The sequence below is a fragment of the Christiangramia oceanisediminis genome (genome assembly GCF_022570735.2).
In the GTDB taxonomy this organism is placed as follows: domain Bacteria; phylum Bacteroidota; class Bacteroidia; order Flavobacteriales; family Flavobacteriaceae; genus Christiangramia; species Christiangramia oceanisediminis.
The window spans coordinates 718103-733480 of the sequence record NZ_JANCNS010000003.1 but is presented as its reverse complement, the minus strand read 5'-3'; the positions used below and the strand labels follow the sequence as shown (position 1 = coordinate 733480).

Here is a 15378-nt window from a genome sequence, read left to right as displayed (position 1 = left end):
ATTGCTTTTTTTGTAAAACTATGAAAATCATCATCGAGAACTCTTCCAAATTGAATTCAACAATCAAAAACACCATTCTGAATCGAAACCTGGTTATTTTGCTTTTCCTTTTTACCGGCCTTACGGGTTTTGCCCAGGATGCCGTTCTTCTACAAGGTAAGATCGAAGCGGCAAATAATGACCTGGAAAAGATCCACGTTATCAATATGAACCTGGAGCAGGGGAGTGTGACTAACAAAAACGGAGAATTTGATTTAAGGGTTCGGCTTAATGACACACTTTATTTTTCTTCAGTTCAATTTGAGAACAGGTCGGTTGTTGTAAATACTGAAATGTTCAAAAACGGAAAATTAGAGGTAGAGCTTTCAGAAAGAATGAACGAACTGGCTGAAGTGGTGATCGATGATATTAATCTTTCCGGTTATCTCGCTAACGATATTGCTAAGATTTCAACCGAAAAATTCCAAAGGAATTATCGTCTTCAAAGTGATCTTGGGGCTGTTATAGCGAGGGACAGGGAACTGAATCCTTATGAACAGGCCTTCGCGGGCGGAGGTGTCCGGTTTGATATCCTTGCCAGAAAACTGGCAGATAAACTTTCAGAAGATAAAAAACAACAGCCGGTTTTTTCAAAAAAGGATATCATGGATAAGAGCCTGCAGCTGGTGGGATACCAGTTCTTCGAAAAGCAACTCGGGCTGACTGAAAACGAGGTAAGTAATTTCCTTTATTTCTGCAGTGAAGACAGGCCTAAATTCAAAAATATTGTTCTTAACAACAATGCCCTTGTACTTATTGAATATTTCGAAACCCGAATTGAAGAGTTCAGGGATAGGCGGGGAAAACTTTTGAACCAGGGAGGACAAATACCCGGTTAGATGATTAAACCATTAATGAATTTGAAGGTCTTAGTTTTAAGAGCGAGCCAGGCTTGGTTCAATATTTGCTCTATTTTTCAAAAACTGAATATGAAGAAGATTTTCTTTCTCTTTTTTGCCTTTACTATATTCACTTCCTTTACTTCGGCAGACCACGAATTTTACTTAAGTGTTACCGAAATCGAATATGATAAGGAAGACAGGGCCTTGCAAATCGTTTCACGTGTCTTTATAGACGATATGGAGGACGTGTTAAGCAAAAGATACCAGAAGGAAATTAGCCTTTCTTATGAGAAGGACCTGGAATCAAATAAAGATCTGATGGCTCGCTATATAGATCAAAAATTAAAGATCAGTGTCAATGGAAAACCAGCCACATTGAATTTACTGGGAAGTAAATTTGATGCAGACCAGGTCGTTCTTTTTATCGAAGTGGAGAAGGTAGAGGATTTTAAGAAGATCCGGGTAGAAAATCTAATCCTCACCGATCTTTTCGATTCTCAGAAAAACGTGGTTCATGTAAAGAAAGGTGAAACTATTGAAAGTATGCTGCTGGTAAAAGGTAATGGAAATAAGACCGTAACTTTTTAGCAAGGTATTCTATTATGGCGAGTAAAATTTTTATTTTTAGCGAATTTTTAAATTAAAACTACATAAATGAAGAGACTAAAACTGTTGACCTCTGTATTTCTTATGTTCATTTTTGCGGGACTATCAGCCCAGGAGAATGAGCAGGAGGAAGTGCGGCAGGAAGGGCACACAAACCAGAACAAATTCAGGCAAATGTATATGGAGTTTGCCACTCCTAACCAATATCGTACAGCCTCTGGAGCTCCAGGCCCTGCTTATTACCAGAATGAGGCCGATTATGTAATGGATATCGTCCTAGACGATAAGAATTCGGTGCTTACCGGTGAAGAAACCATTACCTATCACAATAACTCCCCACAAAACCTGGAATACCTTTGGGTTCAGCTGGATCAAAATATCAGGAAAAAGGATTCGCCTTCCCTTCAGAAGGATGGAGACGGAATGGCTCCCGTGACCACACCTGCAAATTTTGCCAATAAATATATGGAGGAGCCTTTTGATGGCGGATTCAATATCAAAGAGGTTTCCAGTAATGGAGCGCCTTTGAAGTATACCATACATCAAACAATGATGAGGATCGATCTTCCTCAGCCACTTGAATCAGGAGCGAGCTATGAATTCGATATCAAATGGTCTTATAATATCAACAACCACGTAACCAACCGTGCAAGATCTGGATACGAGTTTTTCCCTGAAGATGGGAATAAGGCATACGTAATTGCCCAGTTCTTCCCAAGAATGGCTGTTTACAACGATGTTGAAGGATGGCAGAACATGCAGTTCTGGGGCAGTGGTGAATTTGCACTACCATTTGGAGATTACGAGGTAAATATCACCGTTCCTGCAGACCATGTAATGGAAGCTACCGGGGAACTTCAGAATAGAAAAGATGTCTATTCAAAAGATATGATGAAAAGATACGAACAGGCTCAGAAATCGTATGATAAGCCAGTTCTTATTGTAACTCAGGAAGAAGCCGAAGCTGCTGAGAAAGGTTTTGCAACCAAGACCAAGACCTGGAAATATAAGGCAGATATGGTTCGTGACTTTGCGTTCTCAACATCCAGAAAGTTCATCCTTGATATGATGGCGACCGATGTTCAGGGTAAAAAAGTTATGGCGGTTTCACTTTACCCTAAAGAAGGAAATCCTCTTTGGGAAGAGTGGTCAACCAGGGCTGTTGCAAGTACTTTAAAGTCGTATTCAGATATGACCTTCCAGTATCCTTATCATAAAGCAGTTTCCGTTCATGCGAAGAACCAGGGGATGGAATATCCAATGATCTGCTGGAACTATGGACGTCCTGATGAGAATGGCGAATATAGCGATCGTGTGAAATTCGGAATGATAAGTGTGATCATCCATGAGGTTGGACATAACTTCTTCCCGATGATCGTGAATTCTGATGAGCGCCAGTGGGGATGGATGGATGAAGGGATCAATACCTTTGTTCAGTACGTTGCAGAGCAGGAGTTTGGAACTGAGTATCCAGAAGCGATCGCACCGGCAGATAAATATCCATCCAGACGTGGAGAACCAAGTAAAATTGTGCCTTATATGAAAGGTAACCAGGATTATATCGCACCAATCATGTCTAATCCTGAAGAGGTATATCAGTTAGGAAATAATGCCTACGGAAAACCTGCTACAGCGCTAAACATCCTTAGAGAAACAGTGATGGGACGTGACCTGTTCGACCATGCTTTTAAAACCTATTCTCAAAGATGGATGTTCAAACATCCTACCCCTGAAGATTTCTTCAGAACTATGGAAGATGCTTCAAGTATAGACCTTGACTGGTTCTGGAGAGGATGGTTCTACACTACAGACAATGTGGACATAGGGATCAGGGAAGTAAATAAATATTATGTTACCGATAAACCTACCAAAGCTGGTAAGGATCTATTGGAGCGTTACGGAGCTTCTCCAGAAGAGGTAGATGCTCTTTACGTGGTGACAGAAGATGATGAGGAGTTTAGCGAAGACATGAAAGAAAAGTCTTTGATGGAAAGCTCTCAAACCCTTCAGGCTTATGTAATGGATAATTTTAGCGAGGAGGAAAGAAAGAATCTAAAGGCTCCTAAATACTTCTACCAGGTAGTTTTTGAAAAGCCAGGTGGATTGGTAATGCCACTGATCGTTGAAGTTAGCTATGCCGATGGTACTTCAGAAAAGATTACCTATCCGGTTCAGATTTGGAGAAAGAACGACCAGGTAGTAAGCAAGGTTATTCCATCTAACAAAGAGATTACAAAGATCGTGGTAGATCCAGATCTTGAGACCGCCGATGTGGATGTAAATAACAACAGCTGGCCTAAAACCGAGAACAAAAACGAGTTCGAAGAATACAAGGAAGGCACTGACGAATAAGGGCTTAAAAGCCAATAAATATTTAAGCCGACTTTAACGAGTCGGCTTTTTTTATGCTTAGATTTGTAGTTATATTTGCTTGCTATGCATATGATACCTTTGTTTATTAGTGGAGCTGAGATAGCTTTTATCATGTTTATCCTGGTAATGGTTTTTGGTGCCGATAAGATCCCGGAAATTGCCAGAGGCTTAGGGAAGGGCATGAAGGCCATCAGGAATGCATCTAATGATATTAAAAGTGAAATTCAGAAAAGCGCCGAGAAACAGGGAATAGATACCGATTTCACGAAGGATGTTAGAGGAGAGATTGACAAGGTTAAGGAAGATATTGATGAGATCACCGGATCTGTTAAACGTCGACTCTAATAGTATATAAGGAATGTGGGAGCAGATTCAGGAATGGGATCGGGAATTGTTCGTTTTTCTCAATAATCTCGGGATTGAAAGATATGATGCTTTTTGGATCTTCGTAACTAATCCAAGACACTGGATTCCACTTTATCTACTATTCTTTTTATTCTTTTTCCTGGCTTATCACTGGAAAAAGGCCAGTTTTTCTACCTTATTTTTACTTGCAACTGTATTCACCACCTGGGGCTTTACCAACCTGGTAAAAAGTATTGCACTGAGGTTGCGTCCCAATAATGAGCCAGACCTGGCAGATCTGATCAGGATATTACAGGAGCCTACCAATTATAGTTTTTTTTCGGGACATGCTTCAACGTCGTTCGCTGCCACTACTTTCGTAGTTCTGGTGCTTCAGAATAAAACACGCTGGATCTACCTGGCCTATATCTGGCCTATACTTTTCGTGATGAGTCGCATTTATGTGGGAGTCCACTACCCAGGTGATATTTTTGTTGGAACTGTGGTAGGTATTATAATGGCCCTTATCTTTTATGAAATCTATCTAAAGGCCGGGAGACGCCTTTATTAAGCATTATTTGACCCTGCTAATCGTAAGTCCGTCCCTTAGCGGCATGATCACTGTCTCTACACGTGGATCTTCTGCCAGCATTTTGTTGTAGACCAGGAGCGCCTGGGTAGATTCGTCATCTTCTTTTACTTTTTCCACCACCTTACCAGACCATAATACATTATCTGAAAGGATGATCCCGCCAGGATTCATCTTGTCGATTATCAAATCAAAATATGCAGGATAATTCGGTTTATCCGCATCGATAAAGACCATGTCAAACTTTTCCGGGATCTGCGGAATGATCTCTGTAGCGTCACCCAGATACTGGTGAATTTGTGCTGAGTAAGGAGACTGATCGAAATATTTTTTCTGAAAATCAACTAATTCCTCATTAACATCAATGGTATGAAGTTTTCCGTCTTTTGTTAAACCTTCGGCAAGGCATAAAGCCGAATAACCCGTATAAGTTCCAATTTCGAGAATGGAACCAGGCATTTTTATCTTAGAAAGCAAGCTGAGTACCCTTCCCTGGTAGTGACCGCTTAACATGCGTGGCTGCAACATTTTTTGATTGGTCTCCCTGTTCAGCCTGGAAAGCAGTTCAGGTTCTTTTTCTGAATGTGCAATGATATAGTCGTCTATTTTTTCGGGTAAAAAATGCATTGATCTTTTTTTGCGAATTTAAAGATTTTCGCCGGCGTTTTGTGACCTATCGATTAAAAACGAAATTGTATTTTTACCAAAAATTAAAGATATGCGGTTTGAAAACTCCAGGGAATTTGCCCGGGAACTGGATAGAAAGGATAAACTGGCAGGCTATAGGAATGAATTTATTTTCCCCAGGGTAAATGGTCGGGATGTCATCTATTTTGTTGGAAATTCACTGGGATTGCAACCAAAAAGAGCCCGGAAGTATGTAGATGAGGTGATGAAAGACTGGGCTGAACTGGGTGTTGAAGGTCATTTTTATGCTGAAAAGTCCTGGTGGGATTACCATGAGCGATTCTCAGAAAAACTGGCCAGGGTAGTGGGGGCAAAACCTGCTGAAGTTACCGTGATGAATACGCTTACCGTAAACCTACATTTGTTGATGGTTTCATTTTACAGGCCAACCAGCAAAAGGTTTAAGATCATTTGTGAAGAAAAGGCCTTTCCAAGTGACCAGTATATGATCGCCAGCCAGGTACGGTTTCATGGCTATGACCCGGAAGAAGCGATCGTAGAGATCAAAAAAAGGGATGGAGAAAACAATTTTAGAACAGAAGATGTTCTGGAGACCATAAAAGAAGTAGGAGAGGAGTGCGCCCTGGTATTGATTGGAGGGGTGAATTACTATACAGGCCAGGTTTTTGACATGGAAACTATCACGAAGGCAGGACATGAAATAGGAGCCTTCGTAGGTTGGGACCTGGCTCATGCGGCCGGGAATATAGAGTTGAAATTGAGCGAGTGGAATGTAGATTTCGCGGCCTGGTGTAGTTATAAATATATGAATTCCGGTCCCGGGAATGCTTCGGGATGCTTTATCAACGAAAAATATCATAACAAAAAAGACATTCCGCGCTTTGAAGGCTGGTGGGGGCATAATAAAGAAAGAAGGTTTTTGATGGAGCCCGAATTCCAGCCGGAACCAACCGCCGATGCCTGGCAAATAAGCAATGCACCTATTCTTGCCCTGGCGCCTTACCTGGCCTCCCTGGAAATGTTTGAAGAGGTGGGAATGCCCGCTTTGATAGAAAAGCGGAATATGATCGTAGCTTATCTTGAGTTTATTCTACACGAGATCGATAAGCAGGTAGAAAGCACCTTTGAGGTCATTACTCCTTCTAACCAGGATGAGCGGGGTACACAACTATCGGTCTTTCTGCATGGAGAGGGAAGGGAACTTTTTAAATACCTGATGGATCACGGAGTGATTACAGATTGGCGTGAGCCTAACGTGATCAGGCTCGCGCCGGCACCTTTTTACTGCTCGTTCGAGGATATGTATGAATTTGGCCAGATCCTTAAAAAAGGTATTCTGGAAAAACAACATAAAATGAAAAAGGAGGCTTAAGCCTCCTTTTTTTTATTCTACTGAAATGTCACTGAAATAAAGTTCAAAACTGCCATCAGCAGATTTATGTGACTTCGCGATCTTAACGCCTTTATAATTCTGGTAATCTTCCCAGGTGGTAGCCATTTGCCGATTACCTCCAGCAGCTTTATAAACCCATTCCTGGATCATGTGATCATCATCAAAATAGATATCATAGCTGTCCCCCGGCGTGTAGCCTCCTTCTGAAGGATAGCTCACCGTGATCATTTTCAGTTCTTTTCCGCTTATAGGAGCTGCAGCGGTTTTTACCTCGCTGAAATTGGCATTAGACCACTCCAGCTGGAACGGGAAAAGCAACCAGTAGGTATCGTTAATGAATTTCTGGTCGATACTTTTGTTTTCCTCAGCGATGGAATCGGTTCTGGTGTAAGTGAGTGTAGTATCTCGTTCGGTGAGGCTGATTTCATCTGTTTCGGTATTCCATTCCCAGCGCCTGCTCGAGCGCAGGCTGTCGTTCACCTTGACATTGAAGGTAAAATTGAGCTGGTCAATACTGTCGAATTCTTTAAACCCGTTAGCCATCGCGATCTCCTCGTGAACCGCAAGTTCTTTCTGTTCTTTTTCCTGTTCCCTGCTTTCATTTTTACAGGCCGTAAACGAAATAGCCAGGAGGCAAATTAGAAGGTATTTGTTCATAGTTTAAATGTTAGTTGGTGTTATTATCCCGAAAATTACTAAAATCAATCAATTCCCTGCTAATTTAGGAAGGATAATACGCTTATAAAGCCTTTACGCTCATACCGCCGTCTGCTATGATATTTTGTCCTGTGATGAATGACGATTTATTCATGGCCAGGAAACTGGCAATAGCCGAAATTTCTTCAGGTTCTCCAACCCTTCCTATTGGTGTACGGTTAAGTATCGATTTCATCCTTTCTTCATCCTGAAGATACCCATCGGTTAGTGGGGTTTTGATGAACCAGGGTGATACCGCGTTCACACGAATCCCTTCTTTTGCCCATTCCACAGCCAGACTTCTGGTTTGTTGTAATAGGCCCGACTTCGACATGGCATATGGAACACCAGTGCCTACATCCTGTATGGCTGCTGAAGAAGCGATGTTAATCACCGAGGCTTTCCCTGAATTTTTAAGATAGGGAAAAAGGATTCGGCTTAATTCGAAGGGAGCGATCAGGTCTACTTCCACCACTTTCCGAAATTCTTCTTCACTATAATCATTTGCTTTTTTCCTAATGTTGATCCCAGCATTGTTAACCAGGATATCCAGGCGGCCCCAGTGATTGGCAACCCAGTTCCTTATTGCTTCACGATCTTCAGCTATAGCGGCGTCAGAAACCACTCCGGTTGCTTTATAACCCTCATCTTCAAGCTCTGCTTCAAGTTTTTTGACATCCTTTTCATTACGGGCTGTAAAAAGAACTTCAGCTCCCAGCTCCAGGAATTCAATCACGACTGCCCTTCCAATCCCCTTGGTTCCGCCGGTTACAAGTGCCTTCTTTTTTTCCAGTTTCCACATTTTAGTATTATTTCAGTTAAGATAAAAAATAAAAAAACCCTCTGATCGCTCAAAGGGTTTTGCTTTAATTTCAAAATTTTAGAGTCGTCTTCCTGTGAGTAGCTTGTAAAGTACAAGAATTACAGCAAGCACTATCAGGATGTGGATAATACTTCCCAGGTCTGGGAATGCAAAATATCCTACAAGCCATCCAATAATTAGTAGGACAATAATAAGCCAAATTAAATCTCTCATGTCAGGTTGATTTTAAACAACTCGCGTTGCAATTGATTAATAGTTTACTGTTGAAGGTTGAAATCTTATACTAAGTTATAGAATCAAATCACCTGAGAGTCTGCATTTAACCTTGATTTAACTTTGACTTTTAAAACTTAGAAGGCTCTTTGATGATCTGTGCAGCGCGTTTCCTGATCTTATCCATTTCATCGGGATTCTTTTTATCTAAAAGGCTCATCATCATATTCATTCGCTGATTATCGGCAAATTCTTCCCTTTTGGAGTCAAGAAAGTTCCAGTACAAACTGTTAAAGGGACAGGCATTTTCTTCGGTTTTCTTTTTTACATCATAATGACAGTTCGAGCAATAGTTGCTCATCTTATTGATATAACTTCCACTCGATACATACGGCTTGGTCGCCACGATACCGCCATCGGCAAACTGGCTCATTCCACGTGTATTGGTGATTTCAACCCATTCAATGGCGTCTATATAGATTCCCAGGTACCAGGCGTCCACTTCATCTGGATGGGTTTGAGTAAGAAGAGCGTAGTTTCCGGTGATCATTAAGCGCTGAATGTGATGGGCGTAAGCATTTTCAAGGCTGTTTTTGATACTATGATGCAAACAGTTCATCTTTGTATCTGCATCCCAATAGAAGCCGGGTAGTTCATTTTGATTACGCAGCTTGTTACTTCTTCGGTAGCCGGGCATTTCCTTCCAGTAAATTCCGCGCATATACTCTCTCCAGCCAAGAATTTGCCTCACGAAACCCTCAACCTGGCTAATATCAATTTCATTCTTGTTGTCGTAATAATGATCTAAAACCGATTCGATCACCTCCTTCGGACTTAACATTTTTGAGTTCATACAAAAAGAGAGACGGGAATGAAAAAGGTATTCCTGCTCTGTGTGCATCGCATCCTGGAAATCTCCAAAATGAACCAGCAGATTCTTACAGAAATAATTGAGCACTTTCAGGGAGTCTTCACGGCTGGTGGGCCAGTTGAAATTGTTGGCCTGTATAGATCCCATGCTTTCTATGCCGGCTTTTTCGATCTCTTCCAGCAGTGAGGAAACATCTTTTCGAAATCCTTTTTCATGAGGAATCTCCGCTTCACCTTTCCATTTCTTTCGGTTTGATTTATCGAAATTCCATTTTCCGCCTTCCGGATTACTCTTGTTAACCATCAGGATGTTATGCTTTTTCCGCATATCCCTGTAGAAATATTCCATGGTGAGCTGTTTCTTGCCTTCATAGAATTTCTCGAGATCGGTTCGTGATGTATAAAAATGTTCGGTGTCGTAAGCTTCTGATTCGATATCCAGCTCCTTGCAGAGATCCTTCAGCTGCTCGTCCAGCCGGTATTCATCGGGTAACTGGTATTCGAATTTTTCAAAATTATGATCGGAGATCAATTTTTTAAGATTATCTGGTAAGGTCTGTTCATTTTCACTATCACCTATTTTCAGATAGATCACCTGGTGGTCGCGTTCCTGCAGATATTCAGCAAAATTCCGCATTGCGCTAAAGAAGGCCACGATCTTTTGAATGTGGTGCTTTACATAATCGGTTTCCTGCCTCATTTCCATAAATAGGTAGGTGATGTGGTCCTGTTCACCATTATACCAGCTATGTTTGTGATTGAGCTGGTCACCTAAAATAAGGCGGAGTGTCTTTAGTTTTTCAGCCATAGATCCTGGTATTCGTTATCGGCGTCATATCGGTTCGCCTGGCTTTTGATATTGAATTTTCGATCGCGTGGATCATTGCCCACCCCGCTATTGTACATCCAGTTGCCCCAGTTGCTGTGCACATCATAATCTATCAACAGGCTTTCAAAATAGGCAGCTCCTATGCGCCAGTCCTGTTTCAATTCTTTAGCCCAAAAGCTGTTAACATTCTGTCTTCCGCGGTTGCTCATAAAACCGGTCGCCGCGATCTCTTTCATATTCGCATTTACGAATGCCTCTTTAGTTTCTCCATCGATCCAGCGGTCCAGGCTTTCCTTATCATTGTTCCAGTCTAACTTCTTCTTTTTAATTCCACCTAATTTGAAGAAATCGTTGCCATGTTTTAATGACATATACTTGAAATAATCTCGCCAGATCAGCTCAAAGATCAACCAGTATGTGCTCTCGTTGCTCCTGATTTTGTTTTCAAATTTCTTCACTTCGTGGTAGATATATCGCGGGGAAATGCTTCCGTTAGCCAGCCAGGCAGATAACTTGGAACTGTATTCCTCACCTATTAAACCATTCCTGGTCTTTTTATATTCAAGCAGATTCCTGGAAGTCCAGAAATACTCCTTAACCCGTTTTTTTGCCTGTTCTTCACCTCCCTGGAATGGAAAAGCCGTACGTTCATCCTGTTCGAATTCTTCAAGTCCAAGTTCTTTAAGACCGGGAATTTCTGTTTTTTCGGAATCCATATTCTTTTCCTGCCTGGCCTCAGGAACTGGAAATAATTCCCGAACCTTCGACTGTTTTTCCTGCTTTTTTCTGAATTCGGTAAACACTTCCGGGATTTCCTGGTAATCGTCGTAAGCCAGGTCTTCGGGATGGAAAAGGAACTGCTGGAAATAAGAATGGAATTGGACATTTTCAAGCCTGTCTTTCAAACTGTCTTCCACCTCTTTTTCTTCCGAAGTCCATTCCTTCTGAAAATAAATATCAGAGATTTCAAATTTTGAAACCAGTTCCGGAATCTTCTCTTCAGGTTCGGCTTCAAAAATCATCAGGTTGATATTGAGCTTTTCCAGATTCTTTTTTAATTCGTGAATGCTTTCGATAAGAAATCTGGCCCTGAACTTTCCGGTTTTCTTAAACCCGTATTCGGTCACCTGGTAGTGACGAGGATCAAAAAAATAAGCGGCCAGAACCCGCTCATTTTGATTACAAGCTGAAGCAAGGGCTTCCTGATCATGAATTCTCAGGTCATTCCTAAACCATACCAGTGCGTTTCCCATCATTTATTTCTTCGGCATTTCTTGCTGCAATATTTTACGTTTTCCCAGTCTTTTTTCCATTTCTTTCTCCATTTAAAAGGCTTTCCGCAAACCGGGCAGATCTTCTCCGGTAAATGCTCCTTTTTCATTCATCCTTTGATTTTGAAAAAAAGGACTTTACTTCCTGCCCGGGGCGTGCATAATGAAACCGGTCCAAAAGGGAGGGAAGGGAATAGCCGTCAAGTCCGTTAACGGCGACAGTTCCGGCATCGTCCAGTCTTAACCAGCCATCTGGCATTTGAATGCCTTCATCGTAATAAATATGCTCAATGGCCGCAATTACCAGCACTGTGTCATTTTCTTTTATCTCATATTCATTGACATATCTGCATCCCAGTTTGACTTCAGATTGTTGAACGAAAGGAGCATGGAAATCACCGAGATATTCCTCAATAAGACCGGTTTTTGAAAATTCGGAAATATCCTCTTCGTATTTGGCGGCCGTCTGGTGAGCCCTCTCGATCATTTTTTCGTGGATATGATTTACTGTGAAAACTGAAGTTTCCTTTATGTTATTGTAGGTGTTACGGGCTACGCTTAAAGGACGCGTCACGAATCCAAGTAGCGCAGGATCGCTTCCTATATGGGTTACCGAGCTAAATACTGCTACGTTGGGATTACCCGATTTCGATTTTGTGGCTATTAGGTTGGCAGATTTATATCCCGTGCAACTATTAATAAGGTTCAGGCGGAAGATCTTTTCCATCTTCCTGATATTATCTGCTGTGATATGTTTCATAAAAAAAGGTCAGTTTTTTCGACTGACCTCAATTTAGAAATTGCAGCTATAATAGGCTGTTAACGGATCTTTAAATTAATTCTGATTTTCCATTTTATTGATCGCCATTTCATATTCTTCCATGGCATCTCGTACCGCGTCTATATTATCTGAAGCTTTTTGATGTGCCTCTTCCATTACTTTTTCCAGATTTTTATCTGGATGCTGAAATAGATCTGTGATCACATGATTGATCTTATCAATAAGACTGCTCTGAGTGTTCTTGATATCTTCCAGTTTGTTAAGCATAGACCGCATGTGGTCCAGTTTCGCCTGATCCATAATTTTAAGTTTTAGTGTTTCTAAGTTAAATCAACCGGTAACCCAGGCAAAAATTCTTAACAGCTTTTAAAACAGCTTTATAAAAATATTAGGAAACTTTTTCTTCCTGATACTTAGGATAATCAATATATCCAGCTTTACCCGAGGTGTAAAAGGTATCTTCATCGTATTCTGCCAGAGGCCAGTTATTCCTGAACCGTTCCGGAAGATCGGGGTTAGAAATGAATAATTTTCCAAAAGCGACCAGGTCTGCATCACCGTCTTCGATCACCTTATTCCCAGATTGCTGGTCGAAATTATTGTTGATCAATAAGGTGCCCTTGTAGATCTCACGATAATGTCTGGCAATTTGGGTTTCGAGGTATGGCACCTCACTTACATCGGTAAAAGGTTCTGAAAGATGAACATAGGCCAGGTCGTAGGCGTTCAATTTTTCGATGATATAATCGAAGGTTGGAATGCTTTCCTCGCTCGCCACAATTCCGAAGGATTTATGAAGTGAAGGATTGAATCTGCAGCCTATTCTATTCTCTGGCCATATTTCGCTGATCGCCTCAAGGACATCAAAGAAAAACCGGGCCCGGTTAGGGATGTTCCCTCCATAATCGTCGGTTCTTTGATTGGCGTTCTTATTAAAGAACTGGTGAAAAAGGTATCCATTTGAAGAATGTATCTCCACGCCATCAAATCCTGCCTCTTTGGCCATTTTGGCTGCATTCCTGAATTCCTGGATGGTTTCCTGGATCTCCTGTATGCTCATTTCCTTTGGAGCTGTTGTTTGTTCAAAGCCCTCAGGGGTATATACCTTAGCATTTGGGTTAATAGCACTTGGTGCCAGCGGTTTTTCGCCTGAATGAAATTTAGGATGGGACATCCTGCCTACGTGCCATAATTGAATAAATATCTTCCCGTCCTTTTCATGAACGGCTTTGGTAACCTTTTTCCAGCCTTCTACCTGTTCTGGGGTATAGATCCCCGGGGTGTTGATGTAGCCAACAGCTCTTTCAGAAACCTGGGAACCTTCAGTAATGATCAGCCCCGCACCGGCTCTCTGTGAGTAGTATTCCACATGCATCTGGGTAGGCGCGTTGTCTGCGTTATCGGCCCTATTTCTCGTCATGGGTGCCATGATCACCCTGTTCTTAAGGTTAAGATCACCCATCTGGTAGGCTTGCAGCAGGGCCTGAGTTTCTTTGCTCATATTATTTTTCTTTTAAAATTACCGGTTATGATCTAGCCTCGATGTTAATAAATTTATAATTGGGAACTTTATAGCATCCTTCCGGCTATTATTTGGCGGTATAAAAGCTGTTTCATATTTATTAATTAATTTCGCAGTATAATTTAACTTCGATCTTCAGGCGAAATTAACCACTGCCGGGATTTACTTTCAATTCTATTCATGCAAGAACAAAAAGATGTAGCAATAGTTGGTTCAGGGCTTGTAGGCTCTTTACTTGCTATTTTCCTTCGGAAGAGAGGACATAAGGTCACGGTTTTCGATAGGAGGCCCGATGTTAGAAAAGTGGAATTTTCAGGAAGGTCTATCAACCTGGCGATGTCTAACCGGGGATGGCGGGCATTAAGGGAAGTTGGGATCGAAGACGAGATCAGGAAACTGGCGTTACCACTGGATAAAAGAGCCATGCATGTGGAAGGGCAGGAGGTCTATTTTCAAAAGTATGGTGAAGATGGCGAAGCGATCTATTCCATTTCCCGCGGAATCCTGAACCGAAAAATGATCGATCTTGCCGAAAATGCCGGAGCGGTTTTTAGGTTCGAGGAGAAGGTCTGGGATGTTGATATGCAAAACGCCAGGCTTTACACGGGTGAATCTGAAAAAAGCCCCTGGCAGGAATATCAGTTTGACCTGATATTTGGTGCCGATGGTGCCTTTTCCAGGATACGACATAAGATGCAACGGCAGAGCAGGTTCAATTATTCCCAGCATTTTATTGATGTAGGATATAAAGAATTAACCATCCTTCCCAATGAAGACGGAAGTCATAAGCTTGATAATTCTTCTTTTCATATCTGGCCAAGAGGTGAATTCATGCTTATCGCCATGCCAAATCTTAATGGGTCTTTTACCTGTACGCTGTTTTTGCCTTTCGAAGGCGATATCTCTTTTGAAAGTATCAAAACTGAAAAGGATGCCGATGCCTTTTTCGAATCCTATTTTCCGGACATCAAGGGAGAAATTTCTAATTTGAAGAAAGAATTTTTTAAGAATCCAACCAGTGCCATGGTGACCATCAAGTGTTTTCCATGGTCTTATTACGATAAGATCACCCTGGTGGGGGATTCGGCTCATGCGATCGTTCCATTTTACGGTCAGGGCATGAATGCAGGTTTTGAAGACATCTATGTGCTGGACCAGAAGATGGAAAAATACGGAAATGACTGGCAGCAGATCTTCGAAGAATATCAAACGGAGCGTAAACCTAATGGCGATGCCATTGCCGAACTTAGTTACCGCAATTTTCTTGAGATGAGTAGTAAAACGGCAGACCCCATGTTTCTCTTGAGAAAGAAGATCGAAAAGAAGTTTGCGAGTGATCACCCGGAATTATGGACACCCTTATATTCAAGAGTCACGTTTTCTGATAAAGCCTATTCTGAAGCCCTTCAAATAGGAGATCGTCAAAGAGCGATCATGGATGAGATCATGGAAATGCCAGATATCGCCAAGAACTGGAACTCACCACAGGTTCAGAACAGGATCATCGATTTGTTGAAGGAATAAAAAAACGGCCAATC

General features: G+C 41.6%; 17 protein-coding genes. 7 read left to right on the top strand and 10 right to left on the bottom strand.

All coding sequences use genetic code 11. From position 1 onward, the window contains the following. Window positions 1-20: 20 nt before the first annotated feature. The 5 genes from MKO06_RS16130 (at window position 21) to MKO06_RS16110 (ending at window position 4776) form a co-directional block, all read left to right on the top strand. Window positions 21-878, top strand: a complete 858-nt coding sequence (locus MKO06_RS16130) for a carboxypeptidase-like regulatory domain-containing protein (RefSeq protein WP_241552289.1) — start codon at window positions 21-23, stop codon at window positions 876-878. Between the two features lie 90 nt (window positions 879-968). Further along, on the top strand, window positions 969-1469 hold the full coding sequence (locus MKO06_RS16125) for a DUF6702 family protein (RefSeq protein WP_241552288.1): 501 nt from the start codon (window positions 969-971) through the stop codon (window positions 1467-1469). 66 nt (window positions 1470-1535) lie between these two features. After that, the gene (locus tag MKO06_RS16120) at window positions 1536-3839 is read left to right on the top strand and encodes a M1 family metallopeptidase (RefSeq protein ID WP_241552287.1); all 2304 of its coding nucleotides are present in this window, start codon (window positions 1536-1538) and stop codon (window positions 3837-3839) included. A gap of 84 nt (window positions 3840-3923) precedes the next feature. Next, a complete protein-coding gene (locus MKO06_RS16115; protein ID WP_241552286.1) occupies window positions 3924-4205 on the top strand; it encodes a Sec-independent protein translocase subunit TatA/TatB in 282 nt (93 codons plus the stop codon). 13 nt (window positions 4206-4218) lie between these two features. After that, window positions 4219-4776, top strand: a complete 558-nt coding sequence (locus MKO06_RS16110) for a phosphatase PAP2 family protein (protein WP_241552285.1) — start codon at window positions 4219-4221, stop codon at window positions 4774-4776. Between the two features lie 3 nt (window positions 4777-4779). Here MKO06_RS16110 and MKO06_RS16105 read toward each other — a convergent pair whose 3' ends face one another. Continuing rightward, complete coding sequence (locus MKO06_RS16105) at window positions 4780-5421, bottom strand: O-methyltransferase (protein WP_241552284.1); 642 nt, start codon at window positions 5419-5421, stop codon at window positions 4780-4782. Window positions 5422-5512: 91 nt separating this feature from the next. Here MKO06_RS16105 and kynU point away from each other — a divergent pair, with 91 nt between their 5' ends. Continuing rightward, entirely contained in the window at window positions 5513-6814 is a 1302-nt protein-coding gene (kynU, locus tag MKO06_RS16100; RefSeq protein ID WP_241552283.1) for a kynureninase, read from the top strand. A gap of 12 nt (window positions 6815-6826) precedes the next feature. On the opposite strand, the gene MKO06_RS16095 is transcribed toward kynU, so the two are convergent. The 9 genes from MKO06_RS16095 to MKO06_RS16055 all read right to left on the bottom strand — a co-directional run bounded on the left by MKO06_RS16095 (window position 6827) and on the right by MKO06_RS16055 (window position 13819). Further along, a complete protein-coding gene (locus MKO06_RS16095) occupies window positions 6827-7492 on the bottom strand; it encodes a hypothetical protein (RefSeq protein ID WP_241552282.1) in 666 nt (221 codons plus the stop codon). An 82-nt stretch (window positions 7493-7574) separates the two neighbouring features. Continuing rightward, window positions 7575-8333, bottom strand: a complete 759-nt coding sequence (locus tag MKO06_RS16090; RefSeq protein WP_241552281.1) for an SDR family oxidoreductase — start codon at window positions 8331-8333, stop codon at window positions 7575-7577. A gap of 78 nt (window positions 8334-8411) precedes the next feature. After that, the gene (locus MKO06_RS16085; protein WP_131397891.1) at window positions 8412-8567 is read right to left on the bottom strand and encodes a lmo0937 family membrane protein; all 156 of its coding nucleotides are present in this window, start codon (window positions 8565-8567) and stop codon (window positions 8412-8414) included. Window positions 8568-8697: 130 nt separating this feature from the next. After that, on the bottom strand, window positions 8698-10245 hold the full coding sequence (locus MKO06_RS16080) for a cryptochrome/photolyase family protein (protein WP_241552280.1): 1548 nt from the start codon (window positions 10243-10245) through the stop codon (window positions 8698-8700). Then, window positions 10230-11522 carry a DASH family cryptochrome gene (locus MKO06_RS16075; protein WP_341849966.1) on the bottom strand — a complete coding sequence of 431 codons (1293 nt, stop codon included), beginning with the start codon at window positions 11520-11522 and terminating at the stop codon, window positions 10230-10232. The genes MKO06_RS16080 and MKO06_RS16075 overlap by 16 nt, the downstream gene beginning before the upstream one ends. Then, entirely contained in the window at window positions 11519-11647 is a 129-nt protein-coding gene (locus tag MKO06_RS16070; protein WP_241552279.1) for a DUF2256 domain-containing protein, read from the bottom strand. The genes MKO06_RS16075 and MKO06_RS16070 overlap by 4 nt, the downstream gene beginning before the upstream one ends. Then, window positions 11644-12297: a flavin reductase family protein gene (locus tag MKO06_RS16065; RefSeq protein WP_241552278.1), complete on the bottom strand. Its 654-nt coding sequence runs from the start codon at window positions 12295-12297 to the stop codon at window positions 11644-11646. The genes MKO06_RS16070 and MKO06_RS16065 overlap by 4 nt, the downstream gene beginning before the upstream one ends. 75 nt (window positions 12298-12372) lie before the next feature. Then, window positions 12373-12618 carry a hypothetical protein gene (locus tag MKO06_RS16060; RefSeq protein ID WP_156283954.1) on the bottom strand — a complete coding sequence of 82 codons (246 nt, stop codon included), beginning with the start codon at window positions 12616-12618 and terminating at the stop codon, window positions 12373-12375. An 88-nt stretch (window positions 12619-12706) separates the two neighbouring features. Further along, the gene (locus MKO06_RS16055; RefSeq protein WP_241552277.1) at window positions 12707-13819 is read right to left on the bottom strand and encodes an alkene reductase; all 1113 of its coding nucleotides are present in this window, start codon (window positions 13817-13819) and stop codon (window positions 12707-12709) included. Between the two features lie 201 nt (window positions 13820-14020). Between MKO06_RS16055 and MKO06_RS16050 the strand changes: the two genes are divergently transcribed. Continuing rightward, the gene (locus MKO06_RS16050; protein ID WP_241552276.1) at window positions 14021-15364 is read left to right on the top strand and encodes an FAD-dependent oxidoreductase; all 1344 of its coding nucleotides are present in this window, start codon (window positions 14021-14023) and stop codon (window positions 15362-15364) included. The last annotated feature ends 14 nt before the right edge of the window (window positions 15365-15378 follow it).

Excerpts from the sequence above, each read along its gene's own strand:
- MKO06_RS16130 (WP_241552289.1), top strand. The coding sequence starts at position 21 with ATGAAAATCATCATCGAGAACTCTTCCAAATTGAATTCAACAATCAAA.
- MKO06_RS16125 (WP_241552288.1), top strand. The coding sequence starts at position 969 with ATGAAGAAGATTTTCTTTCTCTTTTTTGCCTTTACTATATTCACTTCC.
- MKO06_RS16120 (WP_241552287.1), top strand. The coding sequence starts at position 1,536 with ATGAAGAGACTAAAACTGTTGACCTCTGTATTTCTTATGTTCATTTTT.
- MKO06_RS16115 (WP_241552286.1), top strand. The coding sequence starts at position 3,924 with ATGCATATGATACCTTTGTTTATTAGTGGAGCTGAGATAGCTTTTATC.
- MKO06_RS16110 (WP_241552285.1), top strand. The coding sequence starts at position 4,219 with ATGTGGGAGCAGATTCAGGAATGGGATCGGGAATTGTTCGTTTTTCTC.
- MKO06_RS16105 (WP_241552284.1), bottom strand. The coding sequence starts at position 5,421 with ATGCATTTTTTACCCGAAAAAATAGACGACTATATCATTGCACATTCA.
- kynU (WP_241552283.1), top strand. The coding sequence starts at position 5,513 with ATGCGGTTTGAAAACTCCAGGGAATTTGCCCGGGAACTGGATAGAAAG.
- MKO06_RS16095 (WP_241552282.1), bottom strand. The coding sequence starts at position 7,492 with ATGAACAAATACCTTCTAATTTGCCTCCTGGCTATTTCGTTTACGGCC.
- MKO06_RS16090 (WP_241552281.1), bottom strand. The coding sequence starts at position 8,333 with ATGTGGAAACTGGAAAAAAAGAAGGCACTTGTAACCGGCGGAACCAAG.
- MKO06_RS16085 (WP_131397891.1), bottom strand. The coding sequence starts at position 8,567 with ATGAGAGATTTAATTTGGCTTATTATTGTCCTACTAATTATTGGATGG.
- MKO06_RS16080 (WP_241552280.1), bottom strand. The coding sequence starts at position 10,245 with ATGGCTGAAAAACTAAAGACACTCCGCCTTATTTTAGGTGACCAGCTC.
- MKO06_RS16075 (WP_341849966.1), bottom strand. The coding sequence starts at position 11,522 with ATGATGGGAAACGCACTGGTATGGTTTAGGAATGACCTGAGAATTCAT.
- MKO06_RS16070 (WP_241552279.1), bottom strand. The coding sequence starts at position 11,647 with ATGAAAAAGGAGCATTTACCGGAGAAGATCTGCCCGGTTTGCGGAAAG.
- MKO06_RS16065 (WP_241552278.1), bottom strand. The coding sequence starts at position 12,297 with ATGAAACATATCACAGCAGATAATATCAGGAAGATGGAAAAGATCTTC.
- MKO06_RS16060 (WP_156283954.1), bottom strand. The coding sequence starts at position 12,618 with ATGGATCAGGCGAAACTGGACCACATGCGGTCTATGCTTAACAAACTG.
- MKO06_RS16055 (WP_241552277.1), bottom strand. The coding sequence starts at position 13,819 with ATGAGCAAAGAAACTCAGGCCCTGCTGCAAGCCTACCAGATGGGTGAT.
- MKO06_RS16050 (WP_241552276.1), top strand. The coding sequence starts at position 14,021 with ATGCAAGAACAAAAAGATGTAGCAATAGTTGGTTCAGGGCTTGTAGGC.